Raw genomic sequence first — 23,817 nt, 5'->3', positions numbered from 1 at the left:
TCCCGGTTCTAGCAGGTTCAGTGCCGAGGGAAAGGCCAAGTGGGGCGCTTGTCAGCAAGGCGCGGGCTCGGCTAGGATGCGCCGCGACAAGAGGGATATTGGTGATGCGCAACACAGGCTTGGCGGCGGCGATGGTGATGGCTCTGGCAGGGGCGGCACTGGCACAGGACGCAGGCGAGATCATCAGCAAGCAATATGACGATGGCTCGGTCTACGAGGGCACCTTCGTCAACGGCCTGCAAGACGGCAAAGGCACCTACCGCCTGCCGAGTGGGTATGAATACTCTGGCGAATGGGTCGGCGGCGAAATCCGCGGCACCGGCGTTGCGCATTATCCCAATCGCTCGGTCTACGAGGGCCGCTTCGCCGCGGGCAAGCCCGAGGGCAAAGGCAAAATCACCTTCGCCGATGGTGGCACCTACGAGGGCGACTGGCGCGGCGGCAAGATGACCGGGCAAGGCCGCGCGGCTTATGCCAATGGCTCGGTCTATGTCGGCGCGCTCACCGACGGCAAACATGATGGCATGGGCAAACTGACCGATGCCAATGGCTACAGCTATGCGGGCTTCTGGCGCATGGGCGAAAAGCAGGGCGAGGGCGTGATCCGCTATCCCGATGGCACCACCTATACCGGCACCTTGGTGAAAGGCGCGCGCGAAGGCACTGGCACGCTGTCCATGCCAAACAAACTCACTTACGTCGGCGCGTGGAAAGCTGGCCAGATCAACGGTCTGGGCAAGCTGACCCAGCCGAACGGCGATGTCTACGAGGGCGATTTCGTCGAAGGCCTGCGGGTCGGCAAGGGGACTGAGACCTACGCAAATGGCGATATCTACAAGGGCAGCTTCAAGGCCGACAAACGCGACGGCAAAGGCACATTCACCGCCAAGGATGGCAGCAGCTATGAAGGCGACTGGGGCGCGGGCCAGATGCAGGGTCGGGGCCGCATGATCTATGCTGATCGTTCCACCTATGAGGGCGGCTTCAAGGCCGATCAGCCCGATGGCGCGGGCAAGATCCGCTATGCCGATGGCTCCAGCTACACTGGCCAATGGGTGAAAGGGGCGATCACCGGACAAGGCACTGCAGTTTATGACAATGGCGCGACCTACATCGGGGCGCTGGTCGGCGAAAAGCCCGAAGGCATCGGCAGCATGAGCTATCCCGACGGCTTCCGCTATGAAGGCGCGTGGAAAGCGGGACTGCGTGAAGGTGTGGGCACCGCAACTTGGGCGGATGGCACGGTTTACAAGGGCAATTTCAAAGCGGGCCTGCGCGATGGCAAAGGCGCGCTGACGCAACCCGATGGCTTTAGCTACAGCGGCGATTGGCTCGCCGGCGCAATGCAGGGCAATGGCATTGCCACCTACCCGACCGGAGACAGCTATGCGGGCGGCTTCATTGCAGGTAAGCGCGAGGGCGCGGGCAAGCTAACCTATAAGGGCGGTGAAATCTCGGAAGGCATCTGGAAGGCCGGGGTGCTGGTCGGCCCGCTCCCCACTGCTCCGGCTGCGTCGCAACCGCCCCAAGCCCCCGCAATGCCTGCCACCCCTGCGGCCCCCGAACCACCCGCAGCCCCAGCCAACGCCGCCCCGCCCACTGGCGAAACGGAGGCCCCAGCCAATCCCTAACCGGCAGACATCGGGCAAGCGAGCGCCGGCACCACGCCACCGGCTTGCCCCATAGTTATAAAAGCCACCCGACTGGACGGGCGCCTGCAAAGCGCGCAAGCTTTCTGCACCGCAGTAGGGCGGGGTTCACCCCGCCATGCCTCAGAATGTTACGCGCGCAGGTCCGACGCGCCTCCGCTTCCTCCAGCCCAACCGCCAAACCTGATCTTGAATCCAGCCGCTACGGATGGGCAAGCATGCGGAGCGCCGCGGCCTACCAAGGCACCGTCTGACCCTTATAATCATAAAACCCGCCCGACTGCGCCGGGGTCACGCCGCCCAGCACTGCAATCAACCGGGCGGCAGAAATGCCGGCGGTGTCCTTCTGTCCCGGATAGCCCGCCGTAAACGGCGTGGCCACCGTACCCGGATGCAAGCACGCAAGCACCGCCAAAGGATGGCTGCGCGCCAGTTCAATCGCTGCCGTATGCACGATCTGATTCAACGCCGCCTTCGCCGTGCGGTAAGAATACCACCCCCCCAAAGCATTGTCGCCGATTGAGCCGACACGGGCCGACAAAACCCCCACCCGCGCCACGCGATCTTTCGGCAACAAAGCCACCACATGCTTGATCAGCAAAGCAGGCCCCACCGCGTTCACCGCAAATTGCTCCAACATCGCCTGCGCGGTCAACGCTTTCAGCGATTTCTCCGGCACCCCCAACGCCCCCGAGGCGATGAACACCCAGTCAAACACCCCCGCAACCGCCCCCAACACCCGCGCGACCGAGGCTTCATCCGTCACATCCAACCCATCGGCAGAGCGCGACACACGCACAACCTCGCCTTGCGCAGCCAAAGCCTCCCCCAAAGCCGCCCCGATCCCGCCCGAAGCCCCAACCACCAATGCCCGCATCCTGATACTCCCACTGCGCGCACATGAGTCTAAGCTGTGCACCAACCCCTCAAAGATAGCGCGAAGCCGCCCTTTGGCCATTGCAGGTCACAGAACATCTCGCCCCGAAGGACGGCGGGCGCCGCAAGGTAGCGAACGCTGCAGAACATAACAGAACGATACCCCCTGATCCCCGCGCCCTGCCACAACACCAAAAGCCACGCTTCCACCTCCACCGCCAAATCCAGCCGCGCGCAAAAGTTAACAATCTGTGAACTCCCACTCATAACGCATTGAAACTATTGCACCCAAAGTCGTGTCCGCGCGTGGACAAAGCCACCACCGCCCCCCCTCAGCGCGCGCCTCAAGGCCCCCCAAATTTGCTCTCTCCAAAATACTCCCGCCGGAGGCTCCCCCTCTCCACCGCGCCCCGCTCCCCAAACCACCTCCCCGGCAGCGCCGCGAGCGGGGGCTCCACGCCCCGCCAACACGGCCCCACTTTTTCCACACACCCCCTTCCCTTCCAACAAATCCGCCGTATAGTTGTCAGCATGACACGGGAAACCTTCATTCCATCGATCCCCAGCGCGCCCAGCGCGACACTTTCCTATGGGCTGCTGCTTCTTACCCGCTTCTGAGCGTGCCCTTGGGTGCGAACGCTCGGAAGTGATCAGCGCCCGGAAAGCAGCAACACCATTCAAGGAATAAACCCATGACCGACACCGCCGCGCCAGCCCGCGCCGAAGCCGCTAATTCCCAACCCTCCCGCGCCGAGCAGGCGAACTCTCAGCCAAAAGTCATCATCTTCGACACCACCCTGCGCGACGGTGAGCAATCCCCCGGCGCCACCATGACCCATGATGAAAAGCTTGAGATCGCCAGCCTGTTGGACGAAATGGGCGTCGATGTGATCGAGGCCGGCTTCCCCATCGCCTCGGAAGGCGATTTCACCGCCGTCACGGAAATCTCCAAACGCTCGAAAAACGCCACGATCTGCGGCCTTGCGCGCGCAAATTACAAAGACATTGATCGGTGCTGGGAGGCGGTGAAACACGCCGCCTCCCCGCGTATCCACACCTTCATCGGCACCTCGCCCTTGCACCGCGCCATCCCAAACCTCGACATGGATCAGATGGCCACCCGCATCCACGACACCGTCACCCACGCCCGCAATCTGTGCGACAACGTGCAGTGGTCGGCGATGGATGCGACGCGAACGGAACACGACTACCTGTGCCGCGTGGTGGAAATCGCTATCAAGGCGGGGGCCAGCACAATCAACATCCCCGATACCGTCGGCTACACCGCGCCGCGCGAGTCCGCCGACCTGATCCGCATGTTGCTGGAACGCGTGCCGGGGGCGGACGAAGTTATTTTCGCCACCCATTGCCACAATGATCTCGGCATGGCGACAGCTAACTCGTTGGCGGCTGTTGAGGCGGGCGCGCGTCAGATCGAATGTACCATCAACGGCTTGGGCGAGCGCGCGGGCAACACCGCACTGGAAGAAGTCGTGATGGCGATGAAGGTGCGCAACGACATTATGCCGTATCGCACCGGCATCGACACCACCAAGATCATGAACCTGTCTCGGCGAGTTTCCAGCGTCTCGGGCTTCGCGGTGCAGTTCAACAAGGCCATCGTCGGCAAAAACGCCTTCCTGCACGAATCCGGCATCCATCAGGACGGTGTTTTGAAGAACATCGAAACCTTCGAGATCATGCGCCCCGCCGATATCGGCTTGACCGCGCATAACATCTCGATGGGCAAACATTCTGGCCGCGCGGCGTTACGCTCGAAACTGAAGCAACTCGGCTATGAATTGGCCGACAACCAGCTGAACGATGTGTTCGTGCGCTTCAAGGCTTTGGCCGACAGCAAGAAAGAGGTCTACGACGAGGATTTGCTGGCACTGGTTGCCGACGAGGCCACCAATGACGCGCATGACACCATCCAAGTCAAACGCCTGCGCGTGGTCTGCGGCACCGAAGGCCCGCGCGAGGCGGAACTGACGCTGACCATCGACGGCGTAGATCATTCCATCGACGCCACAGGCGATGGCCCGGTTGATGCGGCGTTCAACGCGGTGAAGATGCTTTTCCCACATTCCGCGCGTTTGCAGTTGTATCAGGTGCAGGCCGTGACTGAAGGCACTGACGCGCAAGCCACGGTTTCGGTGCGGATGGAGGAAGAAGGCCGCATCGTCACGGGGGCCTCAGCCGACACAGATACGGTGGTGGCAAGCGTGAAGGCTTATGTCAATGCGCTGAACAAACTTGTGGTGCGGCGGCAGAAATCCGCACCGGATACTGACAAAAAGTCGGTGAATTATAAGGATCAGTGAGTTGGTGTGGCGCAGTCCAGTGGTTGGGGCCGCGCCAGCCGCATTTAGAACGCGCCTTTCATCTCGGTCAGTGTGTTACCACCATCGACCACCAACATCGCGCCATTGACGTAAGATGCCGCCTGCGATCCTAAAAACAGCGCGCAGGCGGCGACTTCTGCCGGGCTGCCCGGACGCCCCGCCGGGGTGGCCTGCCCTGCGCTGATCTCATCGGCACTCGACGATGCGGTTTCGATCCAGCCCGGCAGCACTGCATTGCAGGTGATGCCGTCGCGACCATATTCCAGTGCCACCGCGCGTGTCATACCGGTGATTGCCGCCTTGGCCGTCGCATAACCTGACGAGCCGTCAATCGCCACCATCGGCCCGGTGACAGAAGCGATGTTGACGATCCGGCCATAGCCCGCCGCCTGCATGGCAGGCAAGGCGGCGCGGATGCAGTGGAAGGTCACGCCAATGTTCAATCCCAGATGATGTGCCCAAGCGGCATCGGTCATGTCCCCAAGTTTCGCCCGCTCCAAGTGTTTGCCGATCTGCACCATACCGGCGTTGTTGATCAGGACCTCGACCGACCCCAGCCGTTGCGTCACTGCCGCGAACAAGGTGGCCACCTGCGCGCTGTCGGTCAAATCAGCGATATGCGCCATGCAGCCCAAGGCGGCGGCACGCTCGAAAATCCGGGGGCTGGTGGCGGTGATGCAAACCCGCGCGCCACTTGAAGCCAAGGCCCGCGCGATGGCAAAACCAATCCCGTCCGCACTGCCTGCGCCAGTGACCAGTGCCACGCGATTGCTGAAACTGAACATCTTACCCGCCCCAAATTGTCGCCAGACACGCGGAAATGATAGGGTCTCACCACCACAATGCGAAGGCCTTGACGGGCACTGTCGTGCAAAAAATTTGAAAAGCACAAATTCATACATATGTATCGTCTACTTTTGATCCATTGATGTAGTAAAATGAATAGCGCGACGTCCAAGGCGGAAAGGCGCGGCCTGCAAGGCTCGGGCCTTTCCCTACCCGTTGCATGGTCTTATACAAACAACGCCCGCCTCGGACTTATCTGAGTCGCGGGCAATTGTTTTTAGCGGGCCAAGGATCACCTCAGCATGTCTATCCTCTCCAGCATTTTCTCGTCTGACATGGCGATCGACCTCGGCACCGCCAATACGCTGGTCTATATTCGCGGCAAGGGTATCGTGTTGAACGAGCCTTCTGTGGTGGCCTACCACACCAAGGATGGCAAAAAACAGGTGCTGGCGGTGGGCGAGGATGCCAAGCTGATGCTGGGGCGCACGCCAGGGTCCATCGAGGCGATCCGCCCGATGCGCGATGGGGTGATTGCCGACTTTGAAGCGGCAGAGGAGATGATCAAGCATTTCATCCGCAAGGTGCACAAGCGTACGACGTTCTCCAAGCCGAAGATCATCGTTTGTGTGCCACACGGGGCCACTCCAGTGGAAAAGCGGGCGATCCGGCAGTCGGTTCTCTCGGCAGGCGCACGGCGGGCTGGTCTGATCGCCGAACCGATTGCGGCGGCGATTGGGGCGGGGATGCCGATCACCGACCCGACTGGGAATATGGTGGTTGATATCGGCGGCGGCACCACGGAAGTCGCAGTGTTGTCGTTGGGTGACATCGTTTATGCGCGATCGGTACGGGTTGGTGGCGACCGGATGGATGAGGCGATTATCTCTTATCTGCGGCGTCACCAGAACCTGTTGATCGGTGAGTCGACGGCGGAGCGGATCAAGACCAGCATCGGCACCGCGCGGATGCCGGATGATGGGCGTGGGGCAAGCATGACCATTCGCGGGCGTGATCTGTTGAATGGCGTGCCGAAGGAAACCGAGATCAATCAGGCGCAGGTGGCGGAAGCCCTGTCAGAGCCGGTGCAGCAGATTTGCGATGCGGTGATGCAGGCGCTGGAAACCACTCCGCCGGATTTGGCGGCGGATATTGTCGACCGTGGCGTGATGCTGACCGGGGGCGGCGCGCTTTTGGGCGATCTGGACCTAAGCCTACGCGAGCAGACCGGGCTTTCGATCTCGGTCGCCAATGAGCCGCTGAACTGCGTGGCTTTGGGCACCGGCAAAGCGCTGGAATATGAGAAGCAGCTGCGCCACGTTATCGACTACGATAGCTAAACTGGTGGTCCTCCGGTCTTTTAAGTGAAACGGACCAGTCATGGCAAGAAACCGCATTGATCCAGAAGAATTCCACCGCCCGCTGCGTCGGGTGTTGGTGGGATTGTTGGTTCTGTTGATGTTGGCGCTGTTCTTTTTGTGGCGCATCGACAGCCCAAGGGTGGAACGCTTCCGCGCGGCTTTGGTCGACCGCTTTGTGCCAAGCTTTCAGTGGGCAGCGGCTCCGGTCACTTGGACGGCGGGGGTGTTGGACAATTACCAATCCTACTCTCGCCTCTACGAGCAGAACCAACAACTGCGCGAGGAATTGCGCCAGATGAAGGCGTGGAAAGAAGCCGCTTTGCAGCTGGAGCAGAAGAATGCCCGGCTGCTGGATTTGAATCATGTCCGGCTGGACCCGATGCTGACCCATGTGACCGGGGTGGTGCTGGCAGACAGCGGCAGTCCATTCCGGCAGTCGGTTTTGCTGAATGTGGGTGCGCGCGATGGCATCAAAGATGGCTGGGCGACGATGGACGGCATCGGTCTGGTGGGGCGCATCTCGGGCGTCGGTCAACAGATCAGCCGGGTGATCTTGCTGACCGACAGCAACAGCCGGGTGCCGGTGACGGTGCAGCCTTCGGGGCAAAAGGCGCTGCTGTCGGGCGACAACTCTGACCTGCCACCGTTGGATTTTCTGGAAGATCCCGATGAGGTCCGCCCCGGCGACCGGGTGGTGACCTCGGGCGATGGCGGGATGTTTCCGGCGGGGCTGCTGGTGGGATCGGTGGTGCTGGGCACGGATAAACGGCTGCGGGTGGCTTTGTCGGCGGACTACCAGCGCCTCGAATTCCTCCGCGTGTTGCGCAGCCACGCGTTGACGCCAATCACCGATCCGGGTGCTTTGGTGACATCCCCTCCGGTACAAGGGCCACCAAAGCCGCCAACCACGCCAGAGCCTGCGTCCGAGACGGGGGCCAGCAATGGTTGATCCCGCCGCGCGTGAGGTTTGGCTGCACCGCGCTTTGTTCGTGGCTATAGCACTACTGCTGTTGTTCTGGCGATTGCTGCCCTTGCCGATGGCGATGATATCAGATTGCGTGGAAACGGCAGGCTGGTGCCGTTTCACCGTCTGGCTGAACCGCACGCCGGGGCCGGATTTGCTGCTCTGCATCATCTTTGCCTGGACGATGCGCCGCCCAGACTACCTGCCTGCCCTGCTGATCGCCGCAGTGGTTTTGCTGGAGGATATGCTGCTGGATCGCCCCCCCGGCCTGTGGACCGCGCTGGTCCTGCTGGCGTCAGAGTTTGTGCGGGGGCGGGTCGCACTGACTCGTGAATTGAACTTCGGGGTGGAGTGGCTTTTGGTCTCGGGCCTAATGGTGGCGATGCTGCTGGTGTACCGCTTGACCTTTGCGATGGTGATGCTGCCGCAAACCGGCTTTGGTTTTGCGATGATCCAAGTGGTGTGGTCCGTGCTGTGCTATCCTGTGGTGGTGTTCCTGTCGCGCTATGTGCTGGATCTGCACAAGCCTGCGATGGGCGAAGTTGATGCTTATGGGAGACGGATGTGAGACGCGCCCCCCGCGATACCGAAGCCACCTCGCGCTCTGTCACACGGCGGGCCTTGTTCATGGGCGGCTGTATGGCGGCGATGGTGGCCGCATTGGGCGCGCGGATGCGGTTTCTGGGGGTCGAGCAGGCAGATCAATTTCGCCTGCTGGCGGAAGAAAACCGTATCAACATCCGGTTGATCCCGCCCGCACGGGGCCTAATCCAAGACCGCAACGGCAAGCTGATCGCGGGCAATGAGCAGAATTATCGGGTGGTGATCACCCGCGAAAACGCCGGCAAAACCGATGCCGAGGTCGAAGATGTGCTCAACCGCCTAAGCCATATCATCCCGATGACGGCTGAGGATTTGGCTGACACCATGAAAGAGCTGAACCCGCGCGTCAACTCGGCCTTCGTGCCGATCACCGTGGCCGAGCGGCTCAGCTGGGCCGATTTCAGCAAAATCGCCGTCAACGCCCCCGCCCTGCCGGGTGTCTCGCCCGAGGTCGGCCTTAGCCGCGTCTATCCGCGCGATTTCGATTTCGCGCATATCGCCGGCTATGTCGGTCCAGTTTCGGAAAAAGACCTGACCGAGGTGAAGGAAAGAGAGGGCGCGGATCACGTCGATCCACTGCTGATGATCCCGCGTTTTCAGATCGGCAAGATCGGCGTGGAACGATGGATGGAAGACACTTTGCGTGGTTCTGCCGGCACCAAACGCATAGAGGTCAACGCACTCGGTCGCGTGATGCGTGAGTTGGACCGCGAGGAAGGTCTAAAAGGCAAAGACCTGCGGCTGACCATCGACGCCGATGTGCAGAATTTCGTGCAGGCCCGCTTGGGCGAGGAAAGTGCCGCCTGCGTGGTGATGGACGTCAACAACGGCGACATCATCGCGGCGGTGTCCTCGCCGTCGTTCGATCCAAACCTGTTCGTCCGCGGGATTTCCAACGCCGATTATGCGGCTTTGACCGAACATGACCACCGCCCGTTGGCGAATAAGGTCGTGCAGGGAGCCTATCCGCCGGGGTCAACCTTCAAGATGGTGACCGCATTGGCGGCGCTTGAGGCCGGGGTGATTGATGAAAACACCACGGTGCGCTGCCCCGGCTATATCGAAATGGGCGGCATCCGGTTCAACTGCTGGAAGCGTGGCGGGCATGGATCGGTTGATCTAAAGCGCGGACTGGCGGAAAGCTGCGATGTATTTTTTTATGATATTAGTCAAAGGGTTGGCATAGATAAGATGGCCGAGACTGGCCACAAGCTTGGCATGGGTGTGCGCCATGAGTTGCCGATGTCGGCAATTTCGGAAGGTGTGATGCCTAACAAGGCCTGGAAGCAGGAGCGCTACGGTCAGGCTTGGGTGATCGGCGACACCATCAACGCCTCGATCGGTCAGGGTTATGTGCTGGCCACGCCCTTGCAACTCGCGGTGATGGCGTCGCGGATCGCAGCGGGCAAGCAGGTTGCTCCCCGCATCATCCATTCGGTCAACGACATTGAGGTGCCCATTGCCAAGGTTGAGGGGCTAAATCTCGACGGATCAAAATTGCGTGCTGTGCAGATGGGCATGTTCGAGGTGATGAACGGCCCGCATGGCACTGGTCGGGGTTCTCGGATTGCCGATGAGACCATGCAGATGTGCGGCAAATCTGGCACCGCACAGGTGCGCAACTTTTCCGATGCCGAAAAGCGCGACGGGGCCACGAAGAACGAAGCCTTGCCATGGCGCTTGCGCGACCATGCGCTGTTTGTCGGCTTTGCTCCAGCCAATGCGCCGCGCTATGCGGTGTCGGTGGTCGTGGAACACGGCGGCGGCGGCTCTGCCGTGGCCGGGCCAATTGCGCGCGATGCTTTGTTGCGCGCCCTGACCGGAGGTATCCCGCCGCTGACCGCCTATCCTGCCGATCAGCGCGGCACGATTGAGAGCCGGATGAACGATTTGCGCCTGCGGCTGCCTGATGGCAGCCAGCCTGCGGCCTCAAAGGTGTAGCGCGATGAGCTTTCTGGAGTATCGCCTGAAACTGGCCCCAAGTGGCATCGCAAAGGTGTTCTACATCAACTGGGCGCTGATCCTTGTGCTGACCGCCATCGCCGCTATCGGCTGGCTGATGCTGTATTCCATCGCAGGCGGAGAAATGGACACTTGGGCTTTGCCGCAAATCAAGCGTTTTGGCATGGGTCTGGGGTTGTTGTTCTTCGTCGCCTTCATCCCGATCTGGTTCTGGCGCAGCATGTCCGGCGTATCTTATCTGGTTGCGATGCTGCTGCTGCTGCTGGTGCATTTCTTTGGCACCGTTGGCATGGGCGCGCAGCGCTGGATTGATCTCGGCTTCATACGTTTGCAGCCTTCGGAATTGATGAAGGTGACCCTGGTGATGCTCTTGGCGGCATATTACGACTGGCTCGATGACAAGAAGGTTTCGCGCCCGCTATGGGTGGTAATCCCGGTGGTGCTTATTCTGCTGCCAACCTATTTCGTGTTGAAACAACCTAATCTTGGCACCTCGATGATGCTGGTCTTGGGCGGGGCCGGAGTTATGTTCGCCGCAGGCGTGTCGCTGTGGTATTTCGGTGCAGTGGCGGCTCTGGGCGGCGGCGGTCTTGCGGCGGTGATCATGTCGGAAGGCACGCCGTGGCAGGTGCTGCATGATTACCAATACAAACGCATCCACACGTTTCTGGATCCTTCGGCAGACCCTTTGGGCACCGGCTATAATATAATCCAAGCCAAGATTGCTTTGGGATCGGGCGGTTGGGCGGGCAAAGGTTTCATGCAGGGCACGCAGAGCCGCTTGAACTTCCTGCCAGAAAAGCACACCGACTTCATCTTCACCACTTTGGGTGAGGAATTTGGCTTCATCGGCGCGATTTCCTTGCTGGCTCTCTACACGCTGGTTTTGGTGTTTTGCATCATCGCGGCAATCCAGAATAAGGACCGCTTCAGCCAGTTGTTGATCATTGGTGTGGCGATGAACTTTTTCCTCTACCTCGCGGTCAATCTTGCAATGGTGATGGGCATGGCCCCAGTGGTCGGCGTGCCGTTGCCGCTGTTGTCGTATGGCGGTTCAGCGACTTTGGTGATTTTGCTGGCGTTTGGGCTGGTGCAAAGCGCCATCGTGCATAGGCCGCGGTAGAACAATGAAACGTCACATTCGCTTTGTGCTGGCCTTTGTGATCGGCGCAGTCGTCGCCCTGCTGGTGCAACTGACGTCGCTGCCGTTCGAGTTGCGCGTGCTGGCTGCAGCCAACGCGTTTTTCGTCAGCTATCTGGGGCTGATGCTGCAATTCGCCACGACCACATCCTCGGACGAATTGCGCACCCATGCCGAACAGAATGACGCGGGCGTTGTCGCTATCCTGCTGCTGGCACTGGCCGCAGGCGCGATCAGCCTGACTTCAATCATTCTGGTGCTCAGCGCGCCAAGTGACAGCACGCCTGCGCGGCTAATGGCTTTGGGCTCGGTGCCGCTGGGCTGGGCTGCGGTGCATGTGCTGGCGGGGTTTCACTATGCCTTTCTGTTCTATCAACCCCGTAAGGCCAAAATGCCCGCAGGGCTTGAATTCCCCGGCACGGAAAAGCCGGGCCCTTGGGATTTCCTGTATTTTGCCTTCGTCATCGGTATGACTGCGCAAGTCAGCGATGTTACTACCGCCTCAGCGAAGATGCGCAAGGTGGTGCTGCTGCATTCGGTCGGTTCGTTCTTTTATAACACTATCATTCTGGCACTGGCGGTGAATGCCGCCGTGACCAGTGCCGGTTGAATTCACAGGAGCCTGCAATGACCCTCACCGTATTTTTTTCTGCCCCCGCCGTTTGGGGGGAATATCGGGATTTGCTGCCGCTGTTGCTGGAAAATGCAGGGATCGACGCCCAAGTGGTGACCGAAGCGCCGGACCCTGTGGCGGTGGATTACATCATCTACGCGCCTTCCGCGACGTTGCAGAATTTCACCCCGTTTACCCGCTGCAAGGCGGTGCTCAGCCTCTGGGCCGGGGTTGAGCGCATCGTTGGCAACGCCACGCTGACGCAACCTTTGTGCCGGATGGTCGATAACGGCCTGACCGAGGGCATGGTGGAATGGGTGACAGGTCACGTCCTACGCCATCATCTCGGAATGGATCGCCATATCGTCAACCCCGGCCATATTTGGGACGCGACATGCCCGCCCTTGGCCCGTGAGCGCAAGGTGGCGATGCTAGGCATGGGGGCTTTGGGCACCGCCTGTGCACAAGCTTTGGCTGCGTTGAATTTCAACGTGGTGGGATGGAGCCGCACCGAGAAGGTCACCGAAGGCATCCAAGGCTTTCACGGTGAGGCAGGGCTAGAGGATACCTTGCGCGGCGCGGATATCGTTGTGACATTGCTGCCGAAAACCCCCGAAACCGAGAATATCCTGAACGCGGAACGCCTGTCTTGGCTAAAGCCCGGCGCGTTTATCCTGAACCCCGGACGCGGGCCGCTGATCGACGATGCGGCCTTGCTGGCGGCACTGGACACAGGCCAAATCGGTCACGCCACGCTGGATGTATTCCGCATCGAGCCTTTGCCCGAAAATCATCGGTTCTGGAGCCACGCGCGCGTCACCGTCACCCCGCATATCGCCGCCGATACGCGAGCGACTGGAGCGGCGAAAGTGCTGGTGGAAAACATCCGCCGCTCTGAGGCAGGCGAGCCCCTGTTGCATCTGGTAGATCGCACGCGCGGCTACTGACAAAGCGGAATTCGCGCGAATTCCGTACACGATTTCCGAGCGGAAATCGGTTCCGGCTGTGGTTTCGGTGGGATCAGTGCGGCAAAGGTCGCGATTGGGCCAGACCTGCGCCTCAGCCTCGCTCAGCGTGCCTCAAACGGGGGTGGCAATGTCTTATCTGAGCGGTGCAATTCTGATCATCCTCGCCGGGGTGCTGTGGTCAACCCAAGGCCTGATTATCCGGCTGATCCCGGATACCGGGTCTTGGGCAATCCTGTTCTGGCGCTCGGCGGGAATGTTGCCGATGCTGGCGCTGTGGATCGGGCTTGCCGCACGCGGCAGCATCATTGCTGAAATCCGCTCGGTTGGCTGGGCCGGGGTGATGGGCGGCCTTGGGCTGGTGATGGCCTTCTCGGGCGCGATCTATGCGTTCCAAGCCACCTCAGTCGCCAACGCCGTGCTGCTGTTTGCCGCATCGCCGTTCTGTGCTGCGATTTTGGGGCGGTTGTTGCTGGGCGAAGGCGTGAACCCCCTGACATGGTTTGCCATTGTTCTCGCCGCTTTCGGCATTCTAGTGATGGTCGGGGGCGGCCTTGCAGGGGGGGCGATCGACGGCAATATTGCCGCCTTGGCCTCGGCGCTTGGGTTTGCGATCTTCACCGTGACATTGCGCTGGGGCAGACTTGCGAACATGCTGCCTGCGGTGGCTTTGGGAGGGGTTTTCTCAATGGTCGCCGGGGCGATAGCATTGGCAATCCTGGGTAAAGCCGTGCTGATCCCACTGCCTGAGATTACCATCTCGGCGCTGATGGGGGCGGTGACGCTGACCGGGGGGATGTTGCTTTACACCATTGGCAGCCGGGTGGTGCCTGCCGCTCAGGCGACATTGCTGTCGCTGGTCGAAGTGCTGCTGGCCCCGCTTTGGGTGTGGCTGTTGCTTGACGAGACGGTGTCTCGCGGCACCCTGATCGGCGGAGCGGTGTTGTTGGCTGCGGTGCTTCTGAACGCTTACGGCGGGCGGGTGAGCCGGGTGCAGGGGGCTCGCCCCCTCGGCCAGTCACGCCTCACCTCGAGGGTATTTGAGCACAGAGGATGACCTAAGCGATTCAGCGATGACGGCGGAAGAACCTTGTGCGGGCGTAAAGCTCCTCCAGCCGCTTCATTCGGCCTTCGGTGACATCCCATGTCAAGTCCTGCACCGCCGCGAGCAGGGTTTCTACCAGCACCATCAGCGACACATTGCTGTCCCAAGCCGAGGGCGCTTCGATATGACAGGCAAGCGTGTGCCGCGCATGGGCCGAGGCTGGCGAAATCCAGCGATCGGTAATCAGCACGATCTCGGCACCACGTTCCTTAGCCATCTCCGTCACTTGCAGCACGGCGTTTTCATAGCGGCGGATGTCGAACACCAACAGCACATCGCTTGGCCGCATATCCAGTAGCGCAGGCTGCCAAGTCGAAGAACTGTCTGACAACAGCGTCACCTGTGGCCGCACAATCGTCATCAGCGAGGTGAAATAATCCGCCATCGAATGGGTGATCCGCCCGCCCATCGCGAATACATGCCGTGCGGGGTCGGCCAGCAGTTTCGCAGCGGCATCGAATTCGGCATGGTCGATCTGGCCCAAAGTGGCTTGCAGATTGGTCATCACCGCATCGGCGAAGCGGTTCAAAATGTGCGTGTCGGGCACGCCACCCGCCCAGCGATCATGCTTGGCGAGGGGCGAGATCAGCATCGCTTCGACCTCGCCTCTCAGCGCCGCCTGAAAATCGGGATAGCCCTTGTAGCCCAGTTTTTGCGCCAGCCGCACCACGGTCGGGGTCGACACCGAGGCGGCTTTTGCCAGAATGGTGATCGAGCCCAAAGCCGCCACCGGATAATGCGACAGCACATGGGTGGCGAGTTGCCGCTCGGCCCGCGTCAGGTCAGGCAAAGCCGCGCGCAGTTGCTCGTCAAGTGGCAGTCTGGCGTCCATCGCATCCCCCTCCGCAATGCCGTCAGCCTAGCGCAGATTGCAGCATTTGGAAAAGATTGTATCAGCGCCGCCCCGAAAGAAACATTCTTGACAGAACTGCGGCAAAAGGTGAGCCTTGGGCAAATCTAGGGGATGACTCGACACCATGCGAGGTGCAACCAAGCTCAAAACGCCCGCGACCCCCAAAGCGCTCGCGCCGCTGGCACAGGCGTTTTTGCCAGTGATCGAGAATGTCGAAGCCGCAGGCCGGATCATTCTGGTCTGCGAACATGCCTGCAACTATATTCCGCCTGCATGGGGCGATCTGGGGCTGACGCCAGCGCAGCGCATGGCACATATCGCCTGGGACTCCGGGGCATTGGCGGTTTCGCGCGGACTCGCGCAGCGCTTGGATGCGGTGCTGATCCACGCCCCGGTCAGCCGCCTTGTCTATGACTGCAACCGCGCGCCAGATATGCCGGGGGCGATGCCTGCCCGCTCGGAAATCCACGACATTCCCGGCAACGCCACGATCTCGGCCAGTGAGCGCTTTGCGCGCACCGAAGCCGTCTATCTGCCATGGGCCACGGGTCTGCATGAGCTGATCGCCAAGCGGATTGCTTTGGGGTTGCGGCCCGTGGTGGTGACAATCCACTCCTTCACCCCGGTCTTTCACGGCATGCCCCGCCGGGTGGAATTTGGCGTGATCCATGATGCAGACCCGCATTTGGCAATGGCTATCCTCAATGCAGCGCACAAGTTGACCGGGTTGCAGGCCGAGTTGAACGCGCCCTATTCAGCGGCTGATGATGTGACGCATACTTTGCGCGTGCAGGCGACGCCTTACGCCTTGCCCAATGCGATGCTGGAAATTCGCAATGATCTGATTGCAACGCCAGAGGCCGCCGAGGTGATGGCGGATCAGTTGGCGGCTGTATTGAACTTGGGTCTAGTGGAAATCCAGCGGCAGGCGAAGGCCAGTTGACGCTCGGCTAAGGCTTCTCGGCGGGTCTTTGGCCCTTAATGCAAATGACCCCACAGCAGATGGGGGAAACATCACTGGAGATCCCGGATATGCCCGGTAATATGACCCTTTCCGATCTGAAAGCCGCCGTAAAGGCTGGCGAAATTGACACCGTTCTGGTGGCTGGCATCGACATGCAGGGCCGCCTGATGGGCAAGCGCTTTCATGCGCAATTCTTCGTCGATGGCGGCTGGGAAGAAACGCATTGCTGCAACTACCTCCTCGCCGTCGATATGGAGATGACTACGGTTCAGGGCTATAAATCGTCGAACTGGCAAACAGGTTATGGCGATTACATCCTGAAAACCGACATGAGCACCCTGCGCCGGGTGCCGTGGCTGGAAGGCACCGCAATGGTGCTGGGCGATACTTTGGATCACCACCACCAGCCCGTGCCGCATGCGCCGCGCAACATCCTGAAGCGTCAGGTCGAACGCGCCCGCGCCATGGGTTTTGATGCGATGATGGCGACCGAGTTGGAATTCTACCTGTTTGAAAACAGCTACGAATCCCTGCGTGACAGCAACTTTACCGGGTTGAAGCCCGTCAGCGCCTATAACGAAGACTACCATATCTTCCAGACCACCAAGGAAGAAGACGTGATGCGCGCCGTGCGCAATGGCCTCTATGGCGCAGGCATCACCATTGAGAACTCCAAGGGTGAAGCGGATGCGGGGCAAGAGGAGGTGAACTACAAATACTCCGACGCCTTGGACACCGCCGACAACCACACCATCGTCAAGCATGGCATCAAGGAAATCGCTTGGTCCAAGGGCAAGTCTGTGACTTTCATGGCGAAGTATGATCACCGCAAGGCCGGATCGTCGTCGCATTGCCACCAATCCTTGTGGACGCAGGACGGCAAGCCTGCCTTCTATGACAAAAAAGATAAGCACGGCATGAGCCAGCTGATGAAGCACTACATTGCCGGGCAGTTGGCCTATGCGCGGGAAATGACGGTATTCCTCGCCCCCTACGTCAACAGCTACAAACGCTTCACCATTGGCATGTTTGCCCCGACCAAAGCCGTCTGGTCTGCCGACAACCGCACCGCAGGTTTCCGGGTTTGTGGCGCGCATACCAAAGCGATCCGGGTGGAATGCCGCATCCCCGGCAGCGACGTGAACCCCTACCTCACCTGCGCCGCTCTTTTGGCCGCTGGCCTTGACGGCATCGAGCAGAAGTTGGCGTTGGAACCCGAAATGCAGGGAGATATGTACGCCGCAGGCGATGTGCGCGAAATCCCGCATAACCTGCGCGAAGCCGCCGATTTGCTGCACGGCTCAGCGATGTACCGCAAGGCGTTTGGCGATGACGTGGTGGACCATTACCACCACGCAGCCCAGTGGGAGATTTCGGAGACCGACCGCGTCGTGACCGATTTTGAAATCCAGCGCCTGCTAGAGCGGGCGTAAGTAGGGTTGGGGTATACCCCACCCATCGCATGAACGGTGGGGTATAACCCCACCCTACGAGGTAAGCTATGAAACCCATCCAACTGATCTCCCCGGTGGACGGCTCGGTCTATGCCGAGCGCACGCCGCTGACGCTCGACACCGCGACAGCCGCCGCAGCCCGTGCCCGCGCCGCACAAAAGGGCTGGGCTGCCCGCCCCTTGGCCGAGCGTATCGCTTTGGTCAAAGCTGCCGTCGCCAATCTGAACGCCAATGCCCCGAAAATTGTCGCGGAACTGGCGTGGCAAATGGGCCGCCCCACCCGTTTTGGCGGAGAATTCGGCGGCGTGAACGCCCGCACCGAGTATATGTCCGAGATTGCGGTCTCCACCCTCGCGCCGCAAACAGTTGAAGACAGCGACAAATTCCGCCGCTATATCGCGCGCGAAGCGTTGGGAGTGGTGTTTATCGTCGCCCCTTGGAACTATCCCTACCTCACCACGATCAACACCCTCGTCCCCGCTTTGATCGCCGGAAACACCGTCGTTCTGAAACACGCCTCCCAAACCATGCTGGTGGGCGAACGTCTGGCCGAAGCCTTCCACGCCGCTGGTATCCCTGCGGACGTGTTCCAGAATGTCGTGCTGGACCACGCCACCACCGAGCACCTGATCGCCAACCGCGCCTTCAATTTCGTCAACTTCACCGGATCGGTCGGCGGCGGTCAGGCGATTGAGCGCGCCGCAGCAGGCACCTTTACACCCTTGGGTCTTGAACTAGGCGGCAAAGACCCCGGCTATGTGCGCGCCGATGCCAATCTAGAAGCGGCCGTCGACACGCTGATGGATGGCGCGATGTTCAACGCGGGCCAGTGCTGCTGCGGCATCGAGCGGATTTATGTGCATGAATCGCTCTACGATGCCTTTGTCGAAAAGGCCGTCGCTTGGGTGAAAACGCTGAAACTCGGCAACCCGTTTGAGGCCGACAGCACCCTCGGCCCGATGGCAAACAAACGTTTCGCCGCCGTGGTGCGCAGTCAGATTGCCGAGGCTGTCGCCGCTGGTGCCAAAGCCCTGATCGACCCCGCGCTGTTTCCGGCAGATGACGGCGGCGCCTATCTTGCACCCCAAGTGCTGGTGAACGTAGATCATTCCATGCGGGTGATGATGGAGGAAAGCTTCGGCCCGGTCGTCGGCATTATGAAGGTGAAGGACGATGCCGAAGCGCTGAAACTGATGAACGACAGCCCCTATGGTCTGACCGCCAGCATCTGGACGGCAGATTACGACACCGCCGCCGCCCTCGGCGCGCAGATCGAAACCGGCACCATCTTCATGAACCGCGCCGACTACCTTGACCCCGCCCTATGCTGGACCGGTTGCAAAGATACCGGACGCGGCGGCAGCCTGTCCTACTTGGGTTTCCTCTCCGTCACCCGCCCGAAATCCTACCATCTGAAGAAAGTCTAAGCCATGACCCACAACGTTCCCAACCGGAATTGGTCCTACCCCACCGCGATCAAATTTGGCGTCGGTCGCATCAGCGAACTGGCCGAGCATTGCGCGGCGGCGGGCGTGAAAAAGCCGCTGTTTGTCACCGACAAGGCCTTGGCCTCCCTGCCGATCACCGCCGAAGCGGTGGCGATCCTGAAGGCACATGGCCTTGGCACAGCAGTATTTTCCGAGGTCGATCCGAACCCCAACGAGACCAATATGGCCGACGGTATCGCGGCCTACCTCGCGGGCGGCCATGACGGCGTGATCTGCTTTGGCGGCGGCTCGGCACTTGACCTTGGCAAGATGATCGCCCTGATGGCGCATCAGCGCAAAGACCTCAGCGTGTGGGACTTGGAAGACATCGACGACTGGTTCACCCGCGCCGATGCGTCAAAAATCGCGCCGATCATCGCGGTGCCAACCACCGCTGGCACGGGGTCGGAAGTCGGTCGCGCCGGGGTTCTGACCAACTCGGTCACGCATAAGAAAAAGATCATCTTCCACCCGAAACTGCTGCCCGTGGTGGTGATCTGTGACCCCGCGCTGACAGTGGGGATGCCGAAATTCATCACCGCAGGCACTGGCATGGACGCGCTGGCACATTGCCTTGAGGCGTATTCGAGCCCGTTCTACCACCCGATGAGCCAAGGCATTGCCTTGGAGGGCATGCGGTTGGTGTTTGAGAACCTGCCCAAAGTCTATGCCAACCCGAACGATCTGGACGCCCGCGCGCATATGATGTCGGCGGCGGCAATGGGGGCTACGGCATTTCAGAAGGGGCTGGGGGCGATCCATTCGCTTAGTCACCCGATTGGCGCGGTCTACGGGACCCATCACGGCACCACCAACGCCGTGGTGATGCCGATGGTGCTGGATATGAACCGCCATGCTATTGAGGAGCGGATCAACGCCGCCGCAGCTTACCTTGGCATCAAAGGCGGCTTTGATGGCTTCCGGGCCGCTGTGATGGATCTGCGCAAAACGCTGAACATCCCGGAAAACCTGACGGCGCTGGGTGTCACCAACCCCGATCTCGACATGCTGACCGAAATGGCGCTGGAAGATCCGTCTTGCGGTGGCAATCCGGTGGCGATGACGGCCGAGAACACCCGCGCGTTGTTTGAGGCCTGCATGTAACTTGAAAAGCGGCGGTTTCGGCCGGTAAACCGCAAGAACCGCCGCCTTTACCTACGGATCCAGCATGACCCAACACGTCACCACCGATATCGCGATCCTTGGGGCGGGGGTCGTTGGCCTTGTGATTGCCGAAGCTTTGACGTCGGAAGGGCGCGAGGTGGTGCTGGTCGATCCCGACCAGCCCGGCATGGGGGCCAGCTATGGCAATGCGGGCACCATCGCCGATTACGCGGTTATGCCGGTCGGAAGCCCAGATGTGCTGCGGAACCTGCCGTCCTTGCTGCTGAACAAAGACTCCCCACTCGCGATCCGTCGCGCCGCCCTGCCCTCTCTGATGCCGTGGCTGGCACGGTTTGCGCGGCAATCATTGCCCGGCCCGACCCGGCGCAATGCCGCGGCGATTGCGGCCTTGGTGGCGGATGCTTGCCCGAGCTGGCTGGCACTTGCCGAGCGTATCGGCGGGGCTGCGATCATGCAGCACAAGGGGTGTTTGTATCTTTACGAAACAGCCGGCGCTTTTAGCGCCGCCAAGGCGGATATGGCATTTCGGCGCACGCACGGGATTACGGTAGAGTTGATTTCGCCAGATGTCTTAGCGGGGATGGAGCCGGGGTTGCCTGTGGTGGAGGGCGGGGCTGCGTTCTTTCCCAAGGCGGTGTTTCTGTCCGATCCGGGACTGATGGTGCAGACCCTTGCCTCGCATGTTTTCAAACATGCCGGGTTTGTGCAGGCTGAGGCCCGGACAATATCGCGACAGTTTGATGGGATTGTGGTGGAGGGGCCAGACCTACGGTTGCGGGCGCGAAAGGTGATCATTGCGGCGGGGGCACACTCGAAAGGGTTAGCACTGCAGGCGGGGGATAAGGTGCCGCTGGAGACTGAGCGGGGCTATCATGTAGAGTGGGATATGGCCTCACCCCGCCTGAGCCGGCCAGTCTGTCCAACGGCACGCGGGTTTTATTTGTGTCCGATGACGGGTCGACTGCGGGTGGCGGGAACGGTGGAGTTGGGGGGGCTGACGGCGCCTGCGTCACCACACCGGATCAAAAAGCTGGTCGAGGGGGCGCGGGCGATCTTTCCTGATCTGGGCCTGCCAGATCGGGAGTGGATGGGGTTTCGGCCTTCGATGCCGGATTCGGTGCCGGTGATCGGGCCTTCTCGGGCGGGGGCGGAGGTGATCCATGCGTATGGGCACGGGCATATCGGGCTGACTTTGGCCCCGATCACGGCGCGGTTGGTGGCGGCTTTGATAGGCGGGCGGGAGCCGGAATTGGACTTGACGCCATATCTGCCGGGGCGGTTTTGAGGGTGGTCCCAACTCGGGACCGACTTCAGAATCTGAAATATCAATAAGTTACAAACTCGATTTAAGGAATTCTTAACACTTCACCGCATTTTCTCAACACAAAGCCGCCCGAAACGGGCGGCTTTGTGCATCCTACACGGGCGCTTATGTGCCGAGATAGGCCATCACGAAAGGCTGCACCTCGTGCCAGCCTTCCCACATCATCTTCAAGGCGACATAAACGATGATCGCAAGACCAACATAGGCGATCCAGCGGTGCTTGTTCAGCAGCCGGGCGATGAAGGTGGCAGCAAGGCCCATCAGCGCAATCGACATCACAAGGCCAATCACCAGCACGGTCGGATGATCGCGCGCGGCACCCGCCACGGCCAGCACGTTATCAAGGCTCATCGAGATATCGGCAACAACGATCTGCAACGCGGCCTGCGCAAAGGTCTTGCGCGGCGCGCCCCCTGCAACGGTGCCATCGGCATTCAGATCGCGATCAGTCAGCGATTCCTCGGCAATGTTGTCACTGCCATGACCCTGTTGCAGCTCGCGCCACATCTTCCAGCACACCCAAAGCAGCAGGATACCGCCCGCCAGCAACAGACCGACGATGGCCAACAGATGCGTGGTGATCAACGCAAAGCCGATCCGCATCACGGTGGCGGCAATGATACCAACCAGAATGGCCTTGTTGCGCTGATCTTTCGGCAGACCCGCCGCGGCAAGACCAATCACTATGGCATTGTCACCCGCGAGGACAAGGTCAATCCCCATAACCTGAAGCAGGGCGATAAAGCCCGGATAAGTGAATATTTCCATGTCCGTCCCGGTTTGCGTTTTGTTGTACTTGCGGGTTAGGTAAGGGCTGAGCGGGTGTATTTCAACCCAACTTTCAGAGCCAATGCCATTGGTTCAGCCCAAAAGCCGCTTTGCAACCACCACCTCAGGGGCAAGGTGTGCTGATTTCGACGCTATAGGTGGCTTTGCCCGCCATACCGGGCGGCTTGGCGATCAACTTGAGCACAAGATCGCACTCTTGCGTGCGCACCGTCCATTCATCGGCCCCATCGGGGAAACTGCCCGTATTGCTGATCGCACCGATGGGTGCCTGACGCAGCGCGTCTGCAACCGCCGCGTCTTGCAGGATCGTGGTGATTTTTTCGGCGCTGTCATAAAACGGCGACAGCATGGCAAGCGCGGGGCTGGCGGCAAGCGTCAGCAGAGTTGCAAGGCGCAGCATGATCATAACATCCCCGGCACAACCTGATCCGGCGGGCGGTGGCCGTCGGCGAAGGTTTTAATGTTGATGATGACCTTTTCGCCCATCTCGATCCGGCCCTCGACCGTCGCCGACCCCATATGCGGCAATAGGACGACATTGGGCAGGCTGCGCAGGGTCGGGTTGATCTCGGTGCCGTGTTCGTAGACATCAAGGCCCGCGCCGCCAATCTCGCCGGCTTTCAAGCCGCGGGCGAGGGCGTTCTCGTCGATCACTTCGCCGCGTGAGGTGTTGATGATCACCGCCGTCGGCTTCAGCAGCTTCAGGCGGCGGGCGTTCAGTAGGTGGAAGGTCGAGGGGGTGTGCGGGCAGTTGACAGAAATGATGTCCATCCGAGCGATCATCTGATCAAGGCTTTCCCAATAGGTGGCTTCCAGATCGGCCTCTACTTCGGGGCGCACGCGTTTGCGGTTGTGGTAATGCACCTGCATCCCGAACGCGCGGGCGCGGCGTGCCACGGCTTGGCCAATGCGGCCCATGCCAAGGATGCCAAGGCGGCGACCGCCCATCCGACCGCCCAGATGCGCCATCGGCGACCAGCCTTGCCATTTTCCGGCCTGCATTTCGGCCAGACCTTCGGGGATACGGCGGGTGACCGACAGCATCAGCGCCAGCGTCATATCGGCGGTGTCATCGGTGACGGTGCCGGGGGTGTTGCTGACCAAAATCCCGCGTTGGCGGGCGGTGGCGACGTCAATATGATCGACACCCGAGCCATAATTGGCGATCAGTTTCAGCTTGTCGCCCGCTTGCGCGATCAGGCCCGCGTCAATCTGATCGGTGATCGTTGGCACCAGCACATCGCAGCGCCGCATCGCGGCTGCGAGGTCTTCGCGGCTCATACTGATGTCGGGGTCGCGCAGTTCGACATCGAACAATTCCTTCATCCTGGTCTCGACGGCTTGCGGCAAACGTCGCGTCACGACAACGTTTAAGCGTGTTGCGGGCATGAAGGCCTCCCTGCACTTCCAAATCAGCGTATTGTTTGGCAAAGTGGCGGGAAGCGGGGCAA

21 protein-coding genes are annotated in these 23,817 nt (G+C 60.7%); 15 read left to right on the top strand and 6 right to left on the bottom strand.

The genetic code is table 11. The features are described from left to right. Positions 1 to 104: 104 nt before the first annotated feature. The gene (locus Q7V03_RS22295; RefSeq protein WP_304927778.1) at positions 105 to 1,631 is read left to right on the top strand and encodes a 2-isopropylmalate synthase; all 1,527 of its coding nucleotides are present in this window, start codon (positions 105 to 107) and stop codon (positions 1,629 to 1,631) included. A gap of 253 nt (positions 1,632 to 1,884) precedes the next feature. Here Q7V03_RS22295 and Q7V03_RS22290 read toward each other — a convergent pair whose 3' ends face one another. Then, positions 1,885 to 2,526 (bottom strand): SDR family NAD(P)-dependent oxidoreductase, encoded by a 642-nt coding sequence (locus tag Q7V03_RS22290; RefSeq protein ID WP_304927777.1) that lies wholly within the window; start codon positions 2,524 to 2,526, stop codon positions 1,885 to 1,887. Between the two features lie 691 nt (positions 2,527 to 3,217). Between Q7V03_RS22290 and Q7V03_RS22285 the strand changes: the two genes are divergently transcribed. Then, positions 3,218 to 4,849 (top strand): 2-isopropylmalate synthase, encoded by a 1,632-nt coding sequence (locus tag Q7V03_RS22285; protein WP_304927776.1) that lies wholly within the window; start codon positions 3,218 to 3,220, stop codon positions 4,847 to 4,849. Positions 4,850 to 4,893: 44 nt separating this feature from the next. On the opposite strand, the gene Q7V03_RS22280 is transcribed toward Q7V03_RS22285, so the two are convergent. Next, the gene (locus Q7V03_RS22280; protein WP_304927775.1) at positions 4,894 to 5,655 is read right to left on the bottom strand and encodes an SDR family NAD(P)-dependent oxidoreductase; all 762 of its coding nucleotides are present in this window, start codon (positions 5,653 to 5,655) and stop codon (positions 4,894 to 4,896) included. Between the two features lie 303 nt (positions 5,656 to 5,958). Here Q7V03_RS22280 and Q7V03_RS22275 point away from each other — a divergent pair, with 303 nt between their 5' ends. The 8 genes from Q7V03_RS22275 to Q7V03_RS22240 all read left to right on the top strand — a co-directional run bounded on the left by Q7V03_RS22275 (position 5,959) and on the right by Q7V03_RS22240 (position 14,322). Next, positions 5,959 to 6,996 carry a rod shape-determining protein gene (locus tag Q7V03_RS22275; RefSeq protein ID WP_054007360.1) on the top strand — a complete coding sequence of 346 codons (1,038 nt, stop codon included), beginning with the start codon at positions 5,959 to 5,961 and terminating at the stop codon, positions 6,994 to 6,996. A 40-nt stretch (positions 6,997 to 7,036) separates the two neighbouring features. Further along, the gene (gene mreC, locus Q7V03_RS22270; RefSeq protein ID WP_304927774.1) at positions 7,037 to 7,966 is read left to right on the top strand and encodes a rod shape-determining protein MreC; all 930 of its coding nucleotides are present in this window, start codon (positions 7,037 to 7,039) and stop codon (positions 7,964 to 7,966) included. Continuing rightward, a complete protein-coding gene (locus Q7V03_RS22265; RefSeq protein WP_304927773.1) occupies positions 7,959 to 8,549 on the top strand; it encodes a rod shape-determining protein MreD in 591 nt (196 codons plus the stop codon). Before mreC ends, Q7V03_RS22265 begins: the two co-directional genes overlap by 8 nt. Then, positions 8,546 to 10,525, top strand: a complete 1,980-nt coding sequence (gene mrdA / locus Q7V03_RS22260) for a penicillin-binding protein 2 (RefSeq protein WP_304927772.1) — start codon at positions 8,546 to 8,548, stop codon at positions 10,523 to 10,525. Before Q7V03_RS22265 ends, mrdA begins: the two co-directional genes overlap by 4 nt. A gap of 4 nt (positions 10,526 to 10,529) precedes the next feature. Continuing rightward, entirely contained in the window at positions 10,530 to 11,669 is a 1,140-nt protein-coding gene (gene rodA, locus Q7V03_RS22255; protein WP_304927771.1) for a rod shape-determining protein RodA, read from the top strand. Between the two features lie 4 nt (positions 11,670 to 11,673). Continuing rightward, positions 11,674 to 12,297, top strand: a complete 624-nt coding sequence (locus tag Q7V03_RS22250; RefSeq protein WP_304927770.1) for a DUF1345 domain-containing protein — start codon at positions 11,674 to 11,676, stop codon at positions 12,295 to 12,297. A 17-nt stretch (positions 12,298 to 12,314) separates the two neighbouring features. Further along, on the top strand, positions 12,315 to 13,247 hold the full coding sequence (locus Q7V03_RS22245; RefSeq protein ID WP_304927769.1) for a glyoxylate/hydroxypyruvate reductase A: 933 nt from the start codon (positions 12,315 to 12,317) through the stop codon (positions 13,245 to 13,247). A gap of 148 nt (positions 13,248 to 13,395) precedes the next feature. Continuing rightward, positions 13,396 to 14,322 (top strand): DMT family transporter, encoded by a 927-nt coding sequence (locus Q7V03_RS22240; RefSeq protein WP_304927768.1) that lies wholly within the window; start codon positions 13,396 to 13,398, stop codon positions 14,320 to 14,322. Positions 14,323 to 14,332: 10 nt separating this feature from the next. Here the strand turns inward: Q7V03_RS22240 and Q7V03_RS22235 are convergent, their stop codons facing one another. After that, positions 14,333 to 15,202, bottom strand: a complete 870-nt coding sequence (locus Q7V03_RS22235) for a MurR/RpiR family transcriptional regulator (RefSeq protein WP_304927767.1) — start codon at positions 15,200 to 15,202, stop codon at positions 14,333 to 14,335. Positions 15,203 to 15,347: 145 nt separating this feature from the next. On the opposite strand from Q7V03_RS22235, the gene Q7V03_RS22230 reads away from it, so the two are divergent. The 5 genes from Q7V03_RS22230 (at position 15,348) to Q7V03_RS22210 (ending at position 21,538) form a co-directional block, all read left to right on the top strand. Then, on the top strand, positions 15,348 to 16,166 hold the full coding sequence (locus Q7V03_RS22230) for an N-formylglutamate amidohydrolase (protein WP_304927766.1): 819 nt from the start codon (positions 15,348 to 15,350) through the stop codon (positions 16,164 to 16,166). Positions 16,167 to 16,255: 89 nt separating this feature from the next. Next, positions 16,256 to 17,620 (top strand): glutamine synthetase family protein, encoded by a 1,365-nt coding sequence (locus Q7V03_RS22225; RefSeq protein WP_304927765.1) that lies wholly within the window; start codon positions 16,256 to 16,258, stop codon positions 17,618 to 17,620. Between the two features lie 68 nt (positions 17,621 to 17,688). Continuing rightward, on the top strand, positions 17,689 to 19,068 hold the full coding sequence (locus Q7V03_RS22220; protein ID WP_304927764.1) for an aldehyde dehydrogenase family protein: 1,380 nt from the start codon (positions 17,689 to 17,691) through the stop codon (positions 19,066 to 19,068). Positions 19,069 to 19,071: 3 nt separating this feature from the next. Further along, positions 19,072 to 20,232 (top strand): iron-containing alcohol dehydrogenase, encoded by a 1,161-nt coding sequence (locus Q7V03_RS22215; protein ID WP_304927763.1) that lies wholly within the window; start codon positions 19,072 to 19,074, stop codon positions 20,230 to 20,232. A 64-nt stretch (positions 20,233 to 20,296) separates the two neighbouring features. Further along, entirely contained in the window at positions 20,297 to 21,538 is a 1,242-nt protein-coding gene (locus tag Q7V03_RS22210; RefSeq protein ID WP_304927762.1) for an FAD-binding oxidoreductase, read from the top strand. Between the two features lie 144 nt (positions 21,539 to 21,682). Here the strand turns inward: Q7V03_RS22210 and Q7V03_RS22205 are convergent, their stop codons facing one another. From Q7V03_RS22205 to Q7V03_RS22195, 3 genes are all read right to left on the bottom strand, one after another. Beyond that, positions 21,683 to 22,345 carry a TerC family protein gene (locus tag Q7V03_RS22205; RefSeq protein ID WP_304927761.1) on the bottom strand — a complete coding sequence of 221 codons (663 nt, stop codon included), beginning with the start codon at positions 22,343 to 22,345 and terminating at the stop codon, positions 21,683 to 21,685. Positions 22,346 to 22,469: 124 nt separating this feature from the next. After that, positions 22,470 to 22,766: a hypothetical protein gene (locus tag Q7V03_RS22200; protein ID WP_304927760.1), complete on the bottom strand. Its 297-nt coding sequence runs from the start codon at positions 22,764 to 22,766 to the stop codon at positions 22,470 to 22,472. A 2-nt stretch (positions 22,767 to 22,768) separates the two neighbouring features. Further along, the gene (locus Q7V03_RS22195) at positions 22,769 to 23,755 is read right to left on the bottom strand and encodes a D-glycerate dehydrogenase (protein WP_304927759.1); all 987 of its coding nucleotides are present in this window, start codon (positions 23,753 to 23,755) and stop codon (positions 22,769 to 22,771) included. Positions 23,756 to 23,817: the final 62 nt, after the last annotated feature.

Source organism: Cypionkella sp., from assembly GCF_030652235.1.
Lineage (GTDB): Bacteria > Pseudomonadota > Alphaproteobacteria > Rhodobacterales > Rhodobacteraceae > Cypionkella.
This window is presented reverse-complemented; position numbering and strand designations above follow the sequence as displayed.

Bases quoted from the DNA above. Each gene is read 5' to 3' on its own strand.
- Q7V03_RS22295 (WP_304927778.1), top strand. From the start codon at position 105: ATGCGCAACACAGGCTTGGCGGCGGCGATGGTGATGGCTCTGGCAGGG.
- Q7V03_RS22290 (WP_304927777.1), bottom strand. From the start codon at position 2,526: ATGCGGGCATTGGTGGTTGGGGCTTCGGGCGGGATCGGGGCGGCTTTG.
- Q7V03_RS22285 (WP_304927776.1), top strand. From the start codon at position 3,218: ATGACCGACACCGCCGCGCCAGCCCGCGCCGAAGCCGCTAATTCCCAA.
- Q7V03_RS22280 (WP_304927775.1), bottom strand. From the start codon at position 5,655: ATGTTCAGTTTCAGCAATCGCGTGGCACTGGTCACTGGCGCAGGCAGT.
- Q7V03_RS22275 (WP_054007360.1), top strand. From the start codon at position 5,959: ATGTCTATCCTCTCCAGCATTTTCTCGTCTGACATGGCGATCGACCTC.
- mreC (WP_304927774.1), top strand. From the start codon at position 7,037: ATGGCAAGAAACCGCATTGATCCAGAAGAATTCCACCGCCCGCTGCGT.
- Q7V03_RS22265 (WP_304927773.1), top strand. From the start codon at position 7,959: ATGGTTGATCCCGCCGCGCGTGAGGTTTGGCTGCACCGCGCTTTGTTC.
- rodA (WP_304927771.1), top strand. From the start codon at position 10,530: ATGAGCTTTCTGGAGTATCGCCTGAAACTGGCCCCAAGTGGCATCGCA.
- Q7V03_RS22250 (WP_304927770.1), top strand. From the start codon at position 11,674: ATGAAACGTCACATTCGCTTTGTGCTGGCCTTTGTGATCGGCGCAGTC.
- Q7V03_RS22245 (WP_304927769.1), top strand. From the start codon at position 12,315: ATGACCCTCACCGTATTTTTTTCTGCCCCCGCCGTTTGGGGGGAATAT.
- Q7V03_RS22240 (WP_304927768.1), top strand. From the start codon at position 13,396: ATGTCTTATCTGAGCGGTGCAATTCTGATCATCCTCGCCGGGGTGCTG.
- Q7V03_RS22235 (WP_304927767.1), bottom strand. From the start codon at position 15,202: ATGGACGCCAGACTGCCACTTGACGAGCAACTGCGCGCGGCTTTGCCT.
- Q7V03_RS22230 (WP_304927766.1), top strand. From the start codon at position 15,348: ATGCGAGGTGCAACCAAGCTCAAAACGCCCGCGACCCCCAAAGCGCTC.
- Q7V03_RS22225 (WP_304927765.1), top strand. From the start codon at position 16,256: ATGCCCGGTAATATGACCCTTTCCGATCTGAAAGCCGCCGTAAAGGCT.
- Q7V03_RS22220 (WP_304927764.1), top strand. From the start codon at position 17,689: ATGAAACCCATCCAACTGATCTCCCCGGTGGACGGCTCGGTCTATGCC.
- Q7V03_RS22215 (WP_304927763.1), top strand. From the start codon at position 19,072: ATGACCCACAACGTTCCCAACCGGAATTGGTCCTACCCCACCGCGATC.
- Q7V03_RS22210 (WP_304927762.1), top strand. From the start codon at position 20,297: ATGACCCAACACGTCACCACCGATATCGCGATCCTTGGGGCGGGGGTC.
- Q7V03_RS22205 (WP_304927761.1), bottom strand. From the start codon at position 22,345: ATGGAAATATTCACTTATCCGGGCTTTATCGCCCTGCTTCAGGTTATG.
- Q7V03_RS22200 (WP_304927760.1), bottom strand. From the start codon at position 22,766: ATGCTGCGCCTTGCAACTCTGCTGACGCTTGCCGCCAGCCCCGCGCTT.
- Q7V03_RS22195 (WP_304927759.1), bottom strand. From the start codon at position 23,755: ATGCCCGCAACACGCTTAAACGTTGTCGTGACGCGACGTTTGCCGCAA.